Source organism: Lysinibacillus sp. GbtcB16, from assembly GCF_019091145.1.
In the GTDB taxonomy this organism is placed as follows: domain Bacteria; phylum Bacillota; class Bacilli; order Bacillales_A; family Planococcaceae; genus Lysinibacillus; species Lysinibacillus fusiformis.
On the sequence record NZ_JAGXJV010000994.1, the window covers coordinates 1 to 221 of the forward strand.

General features: G+C 42.5%; 1 protein-coding gene. It reads right to left on the bottom strand.

Annotated elements, in window-relative coordinates; genetic code table 11:
* On the bottom strand, window positions 1–221 hold a 221-nt coding region (locus KVT27_RS26540), incomplete at both ends, for an aldehyde dehydrogenase family protein (protein ID WP_217582373.1).

Sequence of the window (221 nt, forward strand, 5' to 3'; positions counted from 1 at the left end):
GGTGAGATGACGATACCAATTCCTAGTGGAATATAGTCATAACGGTTGTATTCACCTGGACGGCTTTCTACTGGTTGACCGTTTTTAATACGTAGCATTTGGCGACCATAGTATTCTAAGAAGTCGATTGCTTCTGCTGTGTCTGCATCAGCCTCAGCCCATGGTTTCCCTGCTTCTTTTGTTAATAATGCTGAGAATTCGTGTTTACGACGACGAATAAT